Source organism: Bacillus sp. FSL K6-3312 (genome assembly GCF_038007485.1).
GTDB classification, from domain to species: domain Bacteria; phylum Bacillota; class Bacilli; order Bacillales; family Bacillaceae; genus Bacillus; species Bacillus pumilus.
The window spans coordinates 1,390,462-1,406,921 of the sequence record NZ_JBBOXI010000001.1; the positions used below are offsets into that span (position 1 = coordinate 1,390,462).

Consider the following 16,460-nt stretch of genomic DNA (forward strand, 5'->3'; position numbering starts at 1 on the left):
TGCATGGGATCATTTATTGGAAAAACCATTATTTTAGGACTGGTCTTGCTATTTGGCGTCTTTTTAGGAATGCAGCAGGCAAATAATGGCATGCTGCAAATGAAGGGTTACCATGACCCGCAATTAAAAGGCGCTTTCTCCATCCAAATGAACGACGAAGAAGAACGAGAAGCCTCTATCTTAGGAACGGCTGTTACAGAAAAGGATCTTGCCGAAAAACAAAAGCAGCTTGAGGAAATAGAGAGCTTTAATGCCTTCTCCAAGGCAGGAAAGGCGTTGTCTGATGGCATGACACATGCAGCTCGTTCTCTTTATGATTGGGTAAATGGGAAATAAATAAATCTACACCATATGACTAAAGCCGCTAATCAATGAGCGGCTTTTCTTGATTTCGATTGAATCTTTACAGCCCTATTGATATAATCTAACCTAGCGCAACCCGCGTTTTATAGTAGGAGTGATAGATTGTGACAGATAAAGAAAAACGATTAGAACGGCAATCAAGAATTCGAAATTTCTCCATTATCGCCCATATTGACCACGGGAAATCCACATTGGCCGACCGTATTTTAGAAAAAACAGCGGCGATTACGCAGCGAGAAATGAAAGAACAATTACTTGATTCCATGGACTTAGAGCGTGAACGCGGCATAACGATTAAATTAAACTCTGTCCAGCTGAAATATAAGGCGAAGGATGGAGAAGAATATATTATGCACCTGATTGATACACCAGGGCATGTCGACTTCACCTATGAGGTTTCTCGAAGCCTTGCTGCCTGTGAAGGTGCGATTCTCGTAGTAGATGCAGCACAAGGAATTGAAGCACAGACACTTGCGAATGTTTATTTAGCTCTTGATAACAACTTAGAAATTCTTCCGATTATCAATAAAATTGATCTGCCAAGTGCAGAGCCTGAGCGTGTAAGAGAAGAAATTGAAGATGTCATCGGGTTGGATGCGTCTGAAGCTGTTCTCACCTCTGCTAAGGCGGGTATTGGGATCGAAGATATTTTAGAACAAATCGTCGAAAAGGTGCCAGCACCTGCTGGAGACCCAGAAGCACCGCTTCAAGCTCTTATATTTGATTCTCTCTACGATGCGTATCGCGGCGTTATTGCGTACATACGAATTGTGGAAGGAACTGTCAGACCAGGTCAGAAAATCAAAATGATGGCGACGGGCAAAGAATTTGAAGTGCTTGAAGTCGGCGTATTCACACCAAAAGCCATGCCGACAGATGAACTCACTGTTGGAGATGTTGGCTACTTAATAGCAGCGATTAAAAATGTTGGCGATACACGTGTGGGGGATACGATCACAAGTGCGGAGAACCCAGCGAAAGAAGCACTGCCAGGATACAGAAAGCTGAACCCAATGGTTTACTGCGGTCTTTATCCGATTGACACAGCGAAATATAACGACTTACGTGAAGCGCTAGAAAAGCTTGAATTAAATGATTCTTCACTTCAATATGAGGCAGAGACGTCCCAAGCACTTGGCTTCGGTTTCCGCTGCGGCTTTCTTGGAATGCTTCATATGGAAATTATCCAAGAACGGATTGAACGTGAATTTAAAATCGATCTCATTACAACAGCACCAAGTGTTATTTACGATGTGTATATGACAGACGGAGAAAAAATCATCGTCGATAACCCATCCAATCTGCCTGATCCGCAAAAGATTGAGAAAATTGAAGAACCATACGTGAAAGCAACAATGATGGTGCCGAATGACTATGTAGGCTCTGTCATGGAGCTTTGCCAAGGAAAGCGCGGACATTTCATTGATATGCAATACCTTGATGCAAACCGAGTGAGCATTGTGTACGAAATTCCTTTGGCGGAGATCGTGTATGAATTCTTTGATATGCTCAAGTCCAACACAAAAGGCTATGCGTCCTTTGACTATGAGTTGATTGGCTATCGTCCGTCTACTCTAGTGAAAATGGACATCATGCTGAATGGTGAAAAAATCGATGCCCTTTCCTTTATTGTTCACCGCGATTACGCCTATGAACGAGGCAAGATCATCGTAGAAAAGCTGAAAGAACTCATTCCACGCCAGCATTTTGAAGTACCAGTTCAAGCAGCGATTGGACAAAAAATCGTGGCTCGTTCTACCATTAAAGCGATGCGTAAAAACGTACTTGCTAAATGTTATGGTGGAGACATTTCCCGGAAAAGAAAGCTTCTTGAGAAGCAAAAAGAAGGGAAAAAGCGCATGAAACAAGTGGGCTCTGTTGAAGTCCCGCAAGAAGCATTTATGGCTGTGCTGAAGATGGACGACAGCACACCGAAAAAATAACAACCTCCTCAAGGCAACCTGCTTTACAATGTCAGCCTTGGCGTTTATAGTCGAAAACAAACAAAGGTGCCGCAGCGATAAACTGCGGCTCTTTACCTGTAAAGAAGGTGTCATCAAATGAAAGCAGCATACATTCACATTCCATTTTGTGAGCACATTTGCCACTATTGTGATTTCAATAAATTTTTCATTAAAACGCAGCCAGTCGATGAATACTTAGCGGCTCTTGAAAAAGAGATGCAGCACACGATCGAGCAAAAGGGCGAGCAAGAACTAAAGACGATCTTTATTGGCGGGGGAACTCCGACATCATTGACCGTCAGCCAGCTAGACCAGCTTATGAACAGTATTCACCGTGTGTTAAAGCCGGCAAAAAACCTGGTTGAATTTGCAGTTGAAGCGAATCCAGATGAATTATCACTCGAGAAGCTGCATGTGTTAAAAGAAGCCGGTGTCAATCGGCTAAGTTTTGGCGTCCAAACCTTTGAAGATGATTTACTCAAAAAAATCGGACGAGTTCATCAAAAGAAAGATGTTCTCACGTCTTTCGAGCGAGCAAGAGATGTTGGATTTGACAACATAAGCCTTGACCTCATGTTTGGCTTGCCGCATCAAGAAAAGCATCATGTGATGAATTCACTTGAGACAGCTTTCTCATTAGGAGCAGAGCATTATTCTGTCTACTCACTGATTGTGGAGCCGAAAACGGTGTTTTACAACTTAATGCAAAAAGGAAAACTGCATTTACCGCCGCAAGAACGTGAGGCTGAAATGTATGAGCTTGTGATGGATGAAATGGAGCGCCACGGATTACATCAATACGAAATCAGCAATTACGCCAAACCTGCCTTTGAAAGCCAGCATAACCTGACCTATTGGAGCAATGAAGACTACTTCGGTTTCGGTGCAGGGGCACACGGGTATGTAGATGGCATCCGAAATGTGAACGCAGGACCAGTGAAGCATTACTTGGAACTGATTGAGCAAACTGGGTTCCCATATAAAGAAACTCATCAAGTCACAAAAACAGAGCAGATAGAAGAAGAAATGTTTTTAGGCCTCCGAAAAATCGAAGGGGTGAAAAGTGCCGACTTCCAAGCCAAATATGGTGCTTCACCAGAAGCTCTCTTTCCCTCGGTTCTTGAAGAATTAGAAGAAAAAGGTCTCATTGTAAAAGATGACATTGGAATTCGTTTAACAAGAAAAGGGAAATTGTTAGGAAATGAAGTATTTCAAGCGTTTCTCGGTGAGTTATAATTGACATTTTAATTTGAGTTTGGTAATTTTGTTTATACAATTAGCACTCGTTGAAAGAGAGTGCTAACAGGGGTGATGATGATGTTAACAAATCGTCAGCTTTTGATTCTGCAAGTCATCATTAATGACTTTATTCGTTCGGCGCAGCCAGTTGGGTCAAGGACTCTTTCTAAAAAAGAGGACATCACATTCAGCTCTGCGACGATTAGAAACGAAATGGCTGATTTGGAGGAACTTGGTTTTATCGAAAAGACTCATTCTTCATCAGGAAGAATTCCTTCAGAAAAAGGATATCGTTATTATGTAGATCATTTGCTCTCTCCGCGAAAACTGCCGTCTAAAGATCTTGTGTTTATCCAGTCGGCTTTTCAGGAGAAAATTTTTGAGCTGGAAAAAACAGTTCAAAAATCGGCGGAAATTTTATCAGATCTCACAAACTATACATCGATCGTGCTTGGTCCAAAGCTGAGTGAAAATCGATTAAAGCAAATTCAGCTTGTCCCCGTTCAGCCAAACAAAGCAGTAGCGATCATGATTACAGACAGCGGACATGTTGAAAACAAAACCATTACCTTCTCTGAGCATCTCGATGTCTCCGATATTGAGAAGCTGATGAATATTTTGAATAGCCGCTTAGCCGGCGTTCCAATGGACCAGTTGAAGGACAGGATGTATAAAGAAGTGGTCATGCTTCTGCGCACACATTTAAAAGATTATGATCACATTTTAGATGCGCTTGGCAACACATTTACATCGACACAAAATGAATCAAAACTTTTCTTTGGCGGGAAGATTAATATGTTGAATCAGCCTGAATTTCATGACATCGACCGCATTCGCTCACTCATGATGCTGATTGAGCAAAAGAATGATGTCATGCAGCTGTTTCATCCAAATCAGCAAGGTATCACCATTAAAATCGGTTCGGAAAACAATTTAGAAGCAATGGAGAACTGCAGTTTGATCACAGCGACTTATTCGATTGATCAAAAATCACTCGGCTCCATTGCCGTCATCGGACCAACCCGCATGGATTACGGGCGAGTCGTTAGTCTTTTGCATCATGTATCAAAAGACTTGTCAAACGCACTTTCCAATTTGTATGATGAGTAGGGTGATAAAAAGATAGGGGCACAGCCCCTTCGTATTCTTGAATCTTTTGAGGGAGGTGAACACAATGTCAGAAGAAAAACAGACACCTGAGCAAGAAGCAGAGGTTGAAGCACAAGAAGAAGCAGTTCAAGCAGATACTGAGGAAGTAGCGCATGATGAACAGTCTGCCTTCCAAGAGAAAATCGATGAATTGCAGCAACTTCTAGATGAAAAAGAAAACAAGATTCTGCGTGTTCAAGCAGATTTTGAAAACTATAAACGCCGTGCTCGAACTGAAGTGGAGACCGTGCAAAAATATCGTTCTCAACATGTTGTCAGTGATCTTCTCCCAGCTCTTGACAACTTTGAAAGAGCACTTGGAATTGATCCAGACAATGAGCAGGCGAAAAGCTTGTTAGAAGGAATGCAAATGGTTTACCGCCAGCTGGTAGAAGCGTTGAAAAATGAAGGCGTTGAACCAATTGAAGCTGTCGGCAAAGAGTTCGATCCAAACCTTCATCAAGCCGTCATGCAAGTTGAAGATGAAAACGTCGATTCAAACATCGTAGTAGAAGAATTGCAAAAGGGCTATAAACTCAAAGACCGAGTTATTCGTCCATCAATGGTAAAAGTAAATCAATAACTACATAATGGGAGGTCATCGATTATGAGTAAAATCATTGGGATTGACTTAGGAACAACAAACTCATGTGTTGCAGTACTTGAAGGCGGAGAGCCAAAAGTCATTGCAAACGCTGAAGGAGCACGTACAACACCATCTGTTGTCGCTTTTAAAAATGGAGAGCGTCAAGTTGGTGAAGTAGCGAAACGCCAATCAATTACAAACCCGAACACAATCATGTCTGTTAAAAGACATATGGGTACAGATTATAAAGTAGAAGTTGAAGGCAAGAACTATACACCGCAGGAGATCTCTGCAATCATTCTTCAACACCTTAAATCTTACGCTGAAGGCTACCTTGGCGAAGAAGTAACAAAAGCTGTTATCACAGTTCCTGCTTACTTCAACGATGCAGAACGTCAAGCTACAAAAGATGCTGGTAAAATTGCTGGTCTTGAAGTAGAACGTATCATCAACGAACCAACAGCAGCTGCACTTGCTTATGGTTTAGATAAAACAGATGAAGATCAAACGATCCTTGTATACGACCTTGGCGGCGGTACATTTGACGTATCAGTCCTTGAGCTTGGAGACGGCGTCTTTGAAGTACGCTCAACTGCTGGGGACAACCGTCTAGGTGGAGACGATTTTGACCAAGTGATCATTGATCACTTAGTAGCTGAATTCAAAAAAGAAAATGGCATTGACCTTTCAAAAGATAAAATGGCGCTTCAGCGTTTAAAAGATGCTGCTGAAAAAGCGAAAAAAGATCTTTCTGGTGTATCTTCTTCACAAATCTCACTGCCATTTATCACAGCAGGAGATGCAGGTCCTCTTCACCTTGAATTAACGCTAACACGTGCTAAATTCGAAGAGCTTTCTGCAGATCTTGTAGAGCGTACAATGACACCTGTACGTCAATCATTGAAAGATGCTGGTTTATCTGCTAACGAGATTGATAAAGTCATCCTTGTTGGTGGATCAACTCGTATTCCTGCAGTACAAGAAGCAATCAAAAAAGAAACAGGCAAAGAGCCTCATAAAGGTGTAAACCCTGATGAAGTGGTTGCTCTTGGTGCAGCGATTCAAGGTGGAGTCATCACAGGAGATGTCAAAGACGTTGTTCTACTTGACGTAACACCACTTTCTTTAGGAATTGAAACAATGGGCGGCGTATTCACAAAGCTGATTGAACGTAATACAACAATTCCAACAAGCAAATCTCAAGTATTCTCAACGGCTGCTGACAACCAAACAGCGGTAGACATCCATGTCCTGCAAGGTGAGCGCCCAATGGCAGCAGACAACAAAACATTAGGTCGTTTCCAATTGACTGATATTCCGCCAGCACCACGCGGCGTACCACAAATCGAAGTATCTTTTGATATCGATAAAAACGGTATTGTCAACGTACGTGCGAAAGATATGGGTACAGGTAAAGAGCAAAACATCACAATCAAATCTTCTTCAGGTCTTTCTGATGATGAGATCGAAAAAATGGTCAAAGAAGCAGAAGAAAATGCTGAAGCAGATGCGAAGAAAAAAGAAGAAATCGAAGTGCGCAATGAAGCAGATCAATTAGTGTTTACAACTGAAAAAACATTAAAAGATCTAGAAGGCAAAATCGATGAAGAGCAAGTGAAAAAAGCAAACGATGCGAAAGATGCACTAAAGGCTGCGATCGAAAAAGGCGAGCTTGAAGACATCAAAGCGAAAAAAGATGAGCTGCAAACAATCGTTCAAGAACTAACGACAAAGCTCTATGAAGAAGCTGCAAAACAAGCACAAGCTCAGCAAGAAGGCGCTGAAGGTGCTCAAAAAGCAGATGACAATGTAGTGGATGCAGAATACGAAGAAGTAAACGACGATCAAGAGAAAAAATAATCACCTTTACTTTTGAAAAAGACTGCTGAAACGTACTCGTCAGAAAGTCAAAGTCAGGATCTCTTGGCTTTGACTTTTTTTCTTTCCAACGATGAAAGCAATTGAAAAAGGTCAAATCAAAATGATACAATCGTACTTATGTGAGAAAATCGGGAGTGTGAAGAGATGAGTAAGCGTGATTACTATGAAGTGCTTGGCGTGAGTAAGAGCGCCTCAAAAGACGAGATCAAAAAGGCATACCGCAAGCTTTCAAAAAAGTATCACCCTGATATTAATAAAGAAGCTGGATCAGATGAGAAATTCAAAGAAGTAAAAGAAGCCTATGAAACCCTTTCTGACGATCAAAAACGTTCGCAGTATGATCAGTTCGGTCATGCCGATCCAAACCAAGGCTTTGGCGGCGGCGGTTTTGGCGGCGGAGGAGACTTTGGCGGCTTCGGCGGCTTTGATGACATCTTCTCTAGTATTTTTGGCGGTGGAGCCAGAAGAAGAGATCCAAATGCACCGCGTCAAGGAGCAGACTTGCAATATACAATGACGCTTTCATTTGAAGAAGCAGCATTTGGGAAAGAAGCAACGATTGAAATCCCTCGCGAGGAATCATGTGAAACATGTCATGGTTCAGGGGCAAAGCCTGGGACAGAAGCGAAGACTTGTTCACATTGCGGCGGCTCTGGTCAATTAAATGTTGAGCAGTCAACTCCGTTTGGTAAAGTGGTCAACCGCAGAGTATGTAACTACTGTAGCGGAACAGGAAAACAAATCGATCACAAATGTTCTACATGCGGCGGCTCTGGTAAAGTGCGTAAGCGTAAGAAAATCAATGTGACGATCCCAGCTGGTGTTGACGATGGTCAGCAGCTCAGAGTGTCTGGTCAAGGGGAACCAGGTGTAAATGGAGGACCTCCAGGCGATCTATTTGTAGTGTTCCATGTGCGTTCGCATGAATTCTTTGAACGTGACGGAGATGATATTTACTGCGAAATGCCGTTAACCTTTGCACAGGCTGCATTAGGTGACGAAATTGAAGTGCCGACACTACACGGTAAAGTGAAATTAAAAGTCCCTGCTGGCACGCAAACTGGCACAAAGTTTAGACTCAAAGGAAAAGGTGTGAAAAATGTACGCGGCTATGGCCAAGGCGATCAGCATATCGTTGTACGAGTCGTCACACCAACAAATTTAACGGACAATCAAAAAGATATCATTAGAAAATTTGCTGAAGTGAGCGGAAATAAACCGGACGAACAAGAAATGAGCTTCTTCGATAAGGTAAAACGCGCATTTAAAGGCGAGTAAGACGGATAAGGAGTTGGTAGTATTGAAGTGGTCAGAAATTAGCGTCCATACAACAAATGAAGCGGTGGAACCAATCACCAATATTTTGCATGAAGCAGGTGCGAGTGGTGTCGTGATTGAGGACCCGCTTGATTTAGTCAAGGAACGTGAAAATGTATACGGTGAGATCTACCAGCTCGATCCGAATGACTATCCTGAAGAAGGGGTCATCGTCAAAGCTTATCTTCCAATGAACAGCTTTTTAATGGAAACGGTAGATGAGATCAAAGAAGCCATCAACAATCTTCTTCTATACGATATTGACCTTGGACGAAATACGCTGTCTATCTGTGAAGTAAATGAAGAAGAATGGGCTACCGCATGGAAGAAATACTATCACCCTGTGAAAATCTCTGAAAAATTCACCATCGTTCCAACATGGGAAGAATATACACCGGTTCATTCTGATGAACTGATTATTGAAATGGACCCAGGAATGGCATTTGGAACAGGGACACATCCAACAACCGTTCTTTGTATTCAGGCGCTTGAGCGCTATGTGAAGGAAAACGATACGGTGATTGATGTTGGAACAGGCTCTGGGATTTTAAGTGTGGCAGCAGCGATGGTTGGTGCAAAGGACATTCAAGCCTTTGATCTCGACACCGTTGCGGTTGAAAGTGCAAAGCAAAACATTGAGCTAAATGGTGTAAGCGAACAAGTGACGGTCAAGCAAAACAACTTACTTGATGGGATTTCAGGTGAACGAGATGTGATCGTCGCCAACATTCTCGCAGAAGTGATTTTGCGCTTTACAGATCAAGCCTATGACTTATTGAAGAAAGATGGCTATTTCATTACATCAGGCATCATTGGACAAAAGAAATTACAAGTCAAAACAGCATTAGAAGAAGCAGGTTTTGACATTGTTGAAGTGCTGTCAATGGAAGATTGGGTCAGCATTATAGCGAAAAAATAAAGCGAGTAGGTGTCAGGACACGTATGCAACGATATTTTATCGACCTCACGAAAGAAGAAGTGATCGCAAAGGGATCTATCGTCATCAATGGTGAAGATGTACATCACCTTTCCAATGTCATGCGCATGAAAGCAGGGCAGGAAATCCTTTGCTTAACGACAGACGGCTTTGAAGCGCTCAGTAAAATTGATACAATAACAAAGGAAGAAGTCATTTGTCACGTTGAAGGCTGGACAAATCAGGACAGAGAGCTTCCGGTAAGAGTAACAATTGCGAGCGGTCTCCCAAAAGGAGATAAGCTTGAGCTGATTATCCAAAAAGGCACAGAGCTTGGCGCAAGCGCATTTATCCCGTTTCAAGCGGCTCGTTCTATTACAAAACTTGACCAAAAGAAGTCACATAAAAAACGAGAGCGCTGGGAGAAAATCGCGAAAGAAGCCGCTGAACAGTCCTACCGGAATATCATTCCTCGTGTTGATCCAGTATCAACATTTAAAGAGCTGACTCAATTAGCTGGTGAATTCGATAAATGTGTCGTTGCATACGAAGAATCATCGAAAGAAGGAGAGCAAAGCCGCTTTCAAACTGTGCTCCAACAGATGAAAGGCGGACAAACCTTGCTAGTGGTTTTTGGCCCTGAAGGCGGTTTGGCAGAAAAGGAGATTGAATCGCTTGAAACGCTTGGTGCAGTCATTTGCGGGCTCGGACCACGCATTTTAAGAACAGAAACAGCTCCTCTTTACGCGCTTTCTGCTATATCTTATCAAACAGAGTTATTAAGAGGTGAATCATGATGGGAACAGTAGCGTTCCATACACTTGGCTGTAAGGTCAATCACTATGAAACAGAAGCGATCTGGCAGCTGTTTAAAGAAGCAGGCTATGAAAGAAAAGAGTACGAATCAAAAGCAGACGTATATGTCATTAATACATGTACGGTCACGAATACTGGCGATAAAAAAAGCCGCCAAGTCATTAGAAGAGCCATTCGTCATAACCCGGATGGTGTCATTTGTGTAACAGGCTGTTATGCGCAAACATCTCCAGCAGAAATCATGGCGATTCCTGGTGTTGATATTGTCGTGGGAACACAAGACAGACATAAATTACTCGGTTACATTGAAGAATATCGCAGAGAAAGACAGCCGATTAATGGGGTTGGCAATATTATGAAAGCACGTGTGTTTGAAGAACTCGATGTTCCTGCTTTTACAGACAGAACACGTGCGTCATTAAAAATCCAAGAAGGCTGTAACAATTTCTGTACATTCTGCATTATTCCTTGGGCTCGTGGACTTCTTCGTTCTCGTGATCCAGAAGAGGTCATCAACCAAGCGCAGCAACTTGTGGATGCCGGCTATAAAGAAATTGTATTAACAGGTATTCACACAGGCGGATACGGAGAAGACTTAAAGGATTATAACTTTGCAAAGCTTCTGAAAGAATTAGATCAACGTGTCAGCGGCTTAAAACGAATTCGTATTTCATCTATCGAAGCAAGTCAAATTACAGATGAAGTGATAGAAGTGCTTGATCAGTCAGATAAGATTGTCAGACACCTTCACATCCCGCTTCAATCTGGCTCTAATACAGTGCTGAAAAGAATGCGCCGTAAATATACGATGGAATTCTTTGCAGAGCGTTTAACAAAGCTGAAAAAAGCATTGCCAGGTCTTGCTGTCACCTCTGATGTGATTGTAGGATTCCCTGGAGAAACAGAAGAAGAGTTTTTGGAAACATACAATTTCGTCAAAGACCATCAATTCTCTGAACTGCACGTATTCCCTTACAGCAAACGTACAGGTACGCCAGCTGCAAGAATGGAAGATCAAGTGGATGAAAATGTGAAAAACGAACGTGTCCACCGCTTGATCGCTCTTTCTGACCAGCTCGCGAAAGAATACGCATCAGCTTATGAAGGAGATGTCCTAGAGATTATTCCGGAAGAATCCTTCAAAGAACAAGAAGGAAAGCACAATCTTTATGTGGGCTATACAGATAACTATATGAAGGTTGTTTTTGAAGGAACAGAGGACATGATCGGCCGTTTGGTCAAAGTGAAAATTACGAAAGCGGGTTATCCTTATAACGAAGGGCAATTCGTTCGTATAAGCGATGAAGTACAAACAGACAAAGTGAGAATGACCTCATAATCAATAAAACACCGGCTGCCAAAAGGGCAAGCCGGTGTTTTATTTTGATTGATTCGGTAAAAGACATAAAATCAATGTGTGAAATGGACGGATGAATGGGAAGAAAAGCAAAGAGCTTGCCACATTAAACAGCAGGCTGAAGTGCGCAATTTGCTGGGCTGGAGCGTTTGCAAGAAGGGCGACGAATTCTGTCATCATGGCGAGAAATGGGAGACATAAAAGCACTCCGAGCACATTAAACAAAACGTGTGCATAAGCCGTTTGACGTGCTGCATAGCCGCCAGATATGGCAGCCATTACGGCTGTAATACAAGTCCCAATATTGGACCCTAACACAAAGCTGATGCCTTCCTGAAGCCCAACCGTTCCTTCATTCATAAATCCCATTAAAATGCCGATACAGACGGAGCTCGAATGAACAATCGCTGTGAAAATAGTGCCAGAAAGCAGCGCCGTCCAGTCAGAATGCTGCATCATTTCGAGAAAGCGCAGTGTCTCAGGCTGACTTGTCATCATACCTGCAATTTTAGAAAAGCCTTGAATACAAAAAAAGATCATCCCGAGTCCAAATATACTTTTTCCTGCATGCCTAAAAGATTTTTTGCCTAACATCATGCATATCAGACCAGCTAGGATTAAGACCCACATGAAAACATCCATTTTAATGGCGATAAATTCTGTTGTAAACGTAGAGCCAATATTGGTACCAAGAATCATTGGAATGGATTTTTTAAAAGAGAGAATACCTGTACTGACAAAGCCAATCACGATGACCATAAACGCTGAACTGCTTTGAAGAATCCCTGTAAATACGATGCTGACTAAGAATGCTTTTACCGGATGATCTGTAAAGAGAAGAAGTGATTTCTCAATACGAGACGACGCAAGCGCCATTAATCCTTTTCTCAGCAAACCCATTGACCATAAAAAAATGAAAATAAGTGCACAAAAATAAATGATCGCCATCATAGAAAAGTCCTCCTCTTACCAATGAATATATGGACTTGTCTACCTGCTCATGACGAAAATATATTTCCAAATCACTTAGTTGACCTCGCACTAGGCTTATATTATAATATCTAGGTACATGTTTTGCATGTATATCTTTTTTTAATGCAGTCGATTGGTGTATTCGGAGGGAGGGAAAGAGAATGTCAAAAACGGTCGTTAGAAAAAACGAATCGCTTGAAGATGCTCTTCGTCGCTTTAAACGCAGTGTATCCAAAACTGGAACATTGCAAGAAGCAAGAAAGCGTGAATTTTATGAAAAGCCTAGCGTAAAGCGCAAGAAAAAGTCTGAAGCTGCTAGAAAACGTAAATTCTAAAGAGGGTGGATTTTATGAGTCTTCTTGAGCAATTAAATTCTGATATGAAGCTTTTTATGAAAAACCGTGAGAAAGACAAGCTTGTTGTCATTCGGATGGTTAAGGCTTCGCTCCAAAATGAAGCAATTAAGCTTAAGAAAGACAGTTTGACCGGCGATGAGGAACTAACCGTCCTTTCCCGCGAGATTAAGCAACGTAAAGACTCCCTCCATGAATTTTCGAAAGCTAATCGCTTAGATTTAGTAGATAAAGTTCAAAAAGAGATTGACATCTTAGACGTTTATTTACCTGAACAGCTTTCTGAAGAAGAACTGCAAACGATCGTGAAAGAAACGATCGCTGAAACAGGTGCATCATCGAAGACTGATATGGGTAAAGTCATGAGCGCTATTATGCCAAAAGTAAAAGGTAAAGCTGATGGAGCTGTCATTAACAGACTTGTCAGCGAACAGCTGTCTCAATAAAAAAGTATCCTTCTATTGTTAGAAGGGTACTTTTTTTATACCTTCATCATTCTGTCATATAAAAATGAAACCTATGATACATTTGTAACGTATGTAAAGGAACGGTAAAATGGAAGATAGAGAGGAGGGATCACCAAATAGATGAAAAAAATAAAAATTTCTATTGCTCTCTTCAGTTGTTTTATAATATGCTTATTATTAGGGGTTCAATTGACCGCGAAATCAGTAGATCAAAAAGTTCATGTTATCCCAATTGAAGATACAGTAGAAAAAGGACTTTCTCAATTTATTGAACGATCATTTGAGCAGGCAAAGTCCGAACGAGCGAAACATATCATTCTAGACATCAATACACCAGGTGGTGCAGTCGATGCGGCGCTTGAGATCGCTGATACCATTCGTGCGTCTGATATTCCTGTGACAGCGTTTGTGAATCATAGAGCGCTTTCTGCTGGGGCATTCCTTGCACTAAATGCCGACGGTATTTATATGACCCCAAATGGAAAGATGGGGGCTGCTGCGATCATTGATGGAGAAGGCAATGCTGCCGACCAAAAATCTGAATCGCTATGGCTTGCTGAAATGAGTGACGCTGCCGAAAAGCAGGGGCGTGATCCAAAGTATGCACTTGCAATGGCAGATGTAGATATAGACGCAAAAGAAGCTGGTGCACCAAAAGGAGAATTGCTCACCTTCAACACAGACCGTGCGCTTCAATTCGGTTATGCAGAAGGGGAAGCGAAAAATATGGATGACTTGCTTCAGAAGCTGAAGTTAGCCGACGCTTCTGTTCAATACGATGAAGTGAGCTTTGCTGAAAAGGTTGCGCGCTTTCTCACGCACCCAATCGTCATTCCAATCCTTTTATCCATCGCAAGCTTAGGGTTAATTGTTGAGCTCTATTCTCCTGGCTTTGGGATTCCAGGCACGATGGGAGTGACAGCGCTTCTTTTATTCTTTTATGGTCATCTCGTGGCTGGTTTTGCAGGATATGAGACGTTGTTCCTGTTTTTAGCAGGGATATTGCTCATGATTCTGGAATTGTTTTTGCCGGGGGGAATCGTAGGTGTCATTGGACTGATCTGTGTGGTTGTCAGCTTATTTTTAGCAGCTGGAAGCTTTACAGAAATGGCGATTTCCATCTTGATTGCCACTGCTGTTTCAATCATAGCAGTTATTATATTGACAAAGGTGTTGGGGAAACGTATGAAATTTTTCAAAAAGTTCATTTTAACCGATTCAACCAATAAGGAAAGCGGTTATGTCTCAAATGAAACAAGAGAAGATCTTGTTGGGCAAATCGCGGTGACAGCAACCGCACTTCGTCCGTCAGGTACAATAGTATTTGGAGATGAGCGCATTGATGTTGTATCAGAAGGTGCATTCATCGATAAGGATGAACAAGTAAAAATTGTGAAAGCGGAAGGCTCACGCATTGTCGTGAGGAAAGTATAGATAACTGATTTTATAGGAGGAATAAAATGGATCCATCTACTTTACTATTATTTGTGATTATCGCAGCAGGTCTGATCGTTCTATCGATCTTCTTCACCTTTGTACCGGTGATGCTGTGGATTTCTGCCCTAGCGGCTGGCGTAAAGGTAAGCATTTTTACACTTGTAGGAATGAGACTTCGCCGCGTCATTCCAAACCGAGTGGTCAACCCGCTCATCAAAGCACATAAAGCAGGTCTTGATGTGACGATTAACCAATTAGAAAGTCACTACCTTGCAGGTGGTAACGTTGACCGTGTTGTAAATGCATTGATCGCGGCTCAACGTGCGAATATCGAATTGAACTTTGCACGCTGTGCAGCGATCGACCTAGCAGGCCGTGACGTACTTGAAGCTGTACAAATGAGTGTAAACCCTAAAGTCATTGAAACACCATTTATCTCTGGTGTGGCAATGGACGGTATTGAAGTAAAAGCAAAAGCACGTATTACAGTTCGTGCAAACATCGAACGACTTGTCGGTGGTGCAGGGGAAGAAACAATCATTGCTCGTGTAGGTGAAGGGATTGTCTCTACAATCGGTTCATCAAATAATCATAAAAAGGTTCTAGAAAACCCAGATATGATTTCTCAAACGGTTCTTGGTAAAGGATTAGATTCAGGTACTGCGTTTGAAATTCTCTCGATTGATATTGCCGATGTGGATATCGGTAAGAACATCGGGGCAATTCTGCAAACAGACCAAGCAGAAGCAGATAAAAACATTGCACAGGCAAAAGCGGAAGAACGCCGCGCAATGGCTGTTGCCCAGGAGCAAGAAATGCGTGCAAGAGTTGAAGAAATGCGCGCGAAAGTTGTAGAAGCAGAGGCTGAAGTACCACTTGCCATGGCTGAAGCATTACGTGAAGGTAATATTGGAGTCATGGACTACATGAATATTAAGAATATCGATGCTGATACGGACATGAGAGATTCATTTGGTAAAATGACAAAAGGTCCATCTGATAATGAAAACAAATAAGCATCCTCTCACGCTTTAAGGAGGGAGCCCAATGGACATTCTATTTGAAAATCCGTTACTAATTGCGATTATCATCGGTATCATCTCTGCTGTCTTTGGGAAAATCGGCAAACAAGAGGAGAACGAACAAAAGAATCAGCAAAACAAGCCAGCTCCTCAGCGTAAGCAGATGCCCCAAAAGCAAACAAAACAAACAAGTCCAGATCCAGTCGTGACGGATCAGATGGACGATTTCGGCGATGTACATGATCATGGCGGGATGAAGAAAAAAACATCTCAATCCTTACAGGACCGCTATACCGATACACTTGCCGAAATGGAAGAAAGAAAAAGCGAGCTGAATAGAGAATTCCAATCGCTTGAAAGAGAACTGACAAGGCCAAAGGCTGCTTCTGCCGAAGTGAAGCCAAAGATCATTGAGAAGCTCAACCAAGATACAATTGTTCAGGGGATGATCCTTGGAGAAGTATTTGGAGAGCCGCGCGCGAAAAAGCCGCACAGAACGATGAAACGGCCATATAACAGATAAACAAAAAAGTCCCATATAAAGGGGCTTTTTTTGTTTGACCTGATGGAGATTTCTCGCAGTAAAAATGATGAAACGGCTGTTTTACGGGATTCATTAGC

16 protein-coding genes are annotated in these 16,460 nt (G+C 42.1%); 15 read left to right on the plus strand and 1 reads right to left on the minus strand.

What is annotated here, in order from left to right:
* The first annotated feature begins 3 nt into the window (after positions 1-3).
* From MHI11_RS06990 to mtaB, 10 genes are all read left to right on the plus strand, one after another.
* Complete coding sequence (locus tag MHI11_RS06990; RefSeq protein WP_044139432.1) at positions 4-336, plus strand: YqxA family protein; 333 nt, start codon at positions 4-6, stop codon at positions 334-336.
* Between the two features lie 131 nt (positions 337-467).
* A complete protein-coding gene (lepA, locus tag MHI11_RS06995; RefSeq protein WP_106065610.1) occupies positions 468-2,306 on the plus strand; it encodes a translation elongation factor 4 in 1,839 nt (612 codons plus the stop codon).
* A gap of 117 nt (positions 2,307-2,423) precedes the next feature.
* Positions 2,424-3,563: a radical SAM family heme chaperone HemW gene (hemW, locus tag MHI11_RS07000; protein WP_340960754.1), complete on the plus strand. Its 1,140-nt coding sequence runs from the start codon at positions 2,424-2,426 to the stop codon at positions 3,561-3,563.
* Positions 3,564-3,644: 81 nt separating this feature from the next.
* A complete protein-coding gene (gene hrcA / locus MHI11_RS07005; RefSeq protein WP_044139429.1) occupies positions 3,645-4,676 on the plus strand; it encodes a heat-inducible transcriptional repressor HrcA in 1,032 nt (343 codons plus the stop codon).
* A 64-nt stretch (positions 4,677-4,740) separates the two neighbouring features.
* Positions 4,741-5,298 carry a nucleotide exchange factor GrpE gene (grpE, locus tag MHI11_RS07010; RefSeq protein WP_340912079.1) on the plus strand — a complete coding sequence of 186 codons (558 nt, stop codon included), beginning with the start codon at positions 4,741-4,743 and terminating at the stop codon, positions 5,296-5,298.
* A 24-nt stretch (positions 5,299-5,322) separates the two neighbouring features.
* Positions 5,323-7,161, plus strand: coding sequence for a molecular chaperone DnaK (dnaK, locus tag MHI11_RS07015; protein ID WP_065098446.1), 1,839 nt, complete (start codon positions 5,323-5,325; stop codon positions 7,159-7,161).
* 165 nt (positions 7,162-7,326) lie between these two features.
* Positions 7,327-8,460 (plus strand): molecular chaperone DnaJ, encoded by a 1,134-nt coding sequence (gene dnaJ / locus MHI11_RS07020; RefSeq protein ID WP_340960755.1) that lies wholly within the window; start codon positions 7,327-7,329, stop codon positions 8,458-8,460.
* Positions 8,461-8,482: 22 nt separating this feature from the next.
* Complete coding sequence (prmA, locus tag MHI11_RS07025; protein WP_003217481.1) at positions 8,483-9,418, plus strand: 50S ribosomal protein L11 methyltransferase; 936 nt, start codon at positions 8,483-8,485, stop codon at positions 9,416-9,418.
* Positions 9,419-9,441: 23 nt separating this feature from the next.
* Positions 9,442-10,212 (plus strand): 16S rRNA (uracil(1498)-N(3))-methyltransferase, encoded by a 771-nt coding sequence (locus MHI11_RS07030; protein WP_268507970.1) that lies wholly within the window; start codon positions 9,442-9,444, stop codon positions 10,210-10,212.
* A complete protein-coding gene (mtaB, locus tag MHI11_RS07035) occupies positions 10,212-11,570 on the plus strand; it encodes a tRNA (N(6)-L-threonylcarbamoyladenosine(37)-C(2))-methylthiotransferase MtaB (protein WP_106065607.1) in 1,359 nt (452 codons plus the stop codon). Before MHI11_RS07030 ends, mtaB begins: the two co-directional genes overlap by 1 nt.
* Positions 11,571-11,609: 39 nt before the next feature.
* On the opposite strand, the gene MHI11_RS07040 is transcribed toward mtaB, so the two are convergent.
* Positions 11,610-12,539, minus strand: coding sequence for a Na/Pi symporter (locus MHI11_RS07040; RefSeq protein ID WP_003217427.1), 930 nt, complete (start codon positions 12,537-12,539; stop codon positions 11,610-11,612).
* A 182-nt stretch (positions 12,540-12,721) separates the two neighbouring features.
* Here MHI11_RS07040 and rpsU point away from each other — a divergent pair, with 182 nt between their 5' ends.
* The 5 genes from rpsU to MHI11_RS07065 all read left to right on the plus strand — a co-directional run bounded on the left by rpsU (position 12,722) and on the right by MHI11_RS07065 (position 16,362).
* On the plus strand, positions 12,722-12,895 hold the full coding sequence (rpsU, locus tag MHI11_RS07045; protein WP_003152957.1) for a 30S ribosomal protein S21: 174 nt from the start codon (positions 12,722-12,724) through the stop codon (positions 12,893-12,895).
* 14 nt (positions 12,896-12,909) lie between these two features.
* Positions 12,910-13,359 carry a GatB/YqeY domain-containing protein gene (locus MHI11_RS07050; RefSeq protein ID WP_003217508.1) on the plus strand — a complete coding sequence of 150 codons (450 nt, stop codon included), beginning with the start codon at positions 12,910-12,912 and terminating at the stop codon, positions 13,357-13,359.
* Positions 13,360-13,500: 141 nt separating this feature from the next.
* Positions 13,501-14,814, plus strand: a complete 1,314-nt coding sequence (locus MHI11_RS07055; RefSeq protein WP_340960756.1) for an NfeD family protein — start codon at positions 13,501-13,503, stop codon at positions 14,812-14,814.
* Between the two features lie 26 nt (positions 14,815-14,840).
* Positions 14,841-15,833: a flotillin-like protein FloA gene (gene floA / locus MHI11_RS07060; RefSeq protein WP_044139418.1), complete on the plus strand. Its 993-nt coding sequence runs from the start codon at positions 14,841-14,843 to the stop codon at positions 15,831-15,833.
* A gap of 31 nt (positions 15,834-15,864) precedes the next feature.
* Positions 15,865-16,362, plus strand: coding sequence for a hypothetical protein (locus tag MHI11_RS07065; protein ID WP_106032755.1), 498 nt, complete (start codon positions 15,865-15,867; stop codon positions 16,360-16,362).
* The last annotated feature ends 98 nt before the right edge of the window (positions 16,363-16,460 follow it).

Bases quoted from the DNA above. Each gene is read 5' to 3' on its own strand.
- MHI11_RS06990 (WP_044139432.1), top strand. From the start codon at position 4: ATGGGATCATTTATTGGAAAAACCATTATTTTAGGACTGGTCTTGCTA.
- hemW (WP_340960754.1), top strand. From the start codon at position 2,424: ATGAAAGCAGCATACATTCACATTCCATTTTGTGAGCACATTTGCCAC.
- hrcA (WP_044139429.1), top strand. From the start codon at position 3,645: ATGTTAACAAATCGTCAGCTTTTGATTCTGCAAGTCATCATTAATGAC.
- grpE (WP_340912079.1), top strand. From the start codon at position 4,741: ATGTCAGAAGAAAAACAGACACCTGAGCAAGAAGCAGAGGTTGAAGCA.
- dnaK (WP_065098446.1), top strand. From the start codon at position 5,323: ATGAGTAAAATCATTGGGATTGACTTAGGAACAACAAACTCATGTGTT.
- dnaJ (WP_340960755.1), top strand. From the start codon at position 7,327: ATGAGTAAGCGTGATTACTATGAAGTGCTTGGCGTGAGTAAGAGCGCC.
- MHI11_RS07030 (WP_268507970.1), top strand. From the start codon at position 9,442: ATGCAACGATATTTTATCGACCTCACGAAAGAAGAAGTGATCGCAAAG.
- mtaB (WP_106065607.1), top strand. From the start codon at position 10,212: ATGGGAACAGTAGCGTTCCATACACTTGGCTGTAAGGTCAATCACTAT.
- MHI11_RS07040 (WP_003217427.1), bottom strand. From the start codon at position 12,539: ATGATGGCGATCATTTATTTTTGTGCACTTATTTTCATTTTTTTATGG.
- rpsU (WP_003152957.1), top strand. From the start codon at position 12,722: ATGTCAAAAACGGTCGTTAGAAAAAACGAATCGCTTGAAGATGCTCTT.
- MHI11_RS07050 (WP_003217508.1), top strand. From the start codon at position 12,910: ATGAGTCTTCTTGAGCAATTAAATTCTGATATGAAGCTTTTTATGAAA.
- MHI11_RS07055 (WP_340960756.1), top strand. From the start codon at position 13,501: ATGAAAAAAATAAAAATTTCTATTGCTCTCTTCAGTTGTTTTATAATA.
- floA (WP_044139418.1), top strand. From the start codon at position 14,841: ATGGATCCATCTACTTTACTATTATTTGTGATTATCGCAGCAGGTCTG.
- MHI11_RS07065 (WP_106032755.1), top strand. From the start codon at position 15,865: ATGGACATTCTATTTGAAAATCCGTTACTAATTGCGATTATCATCGGT.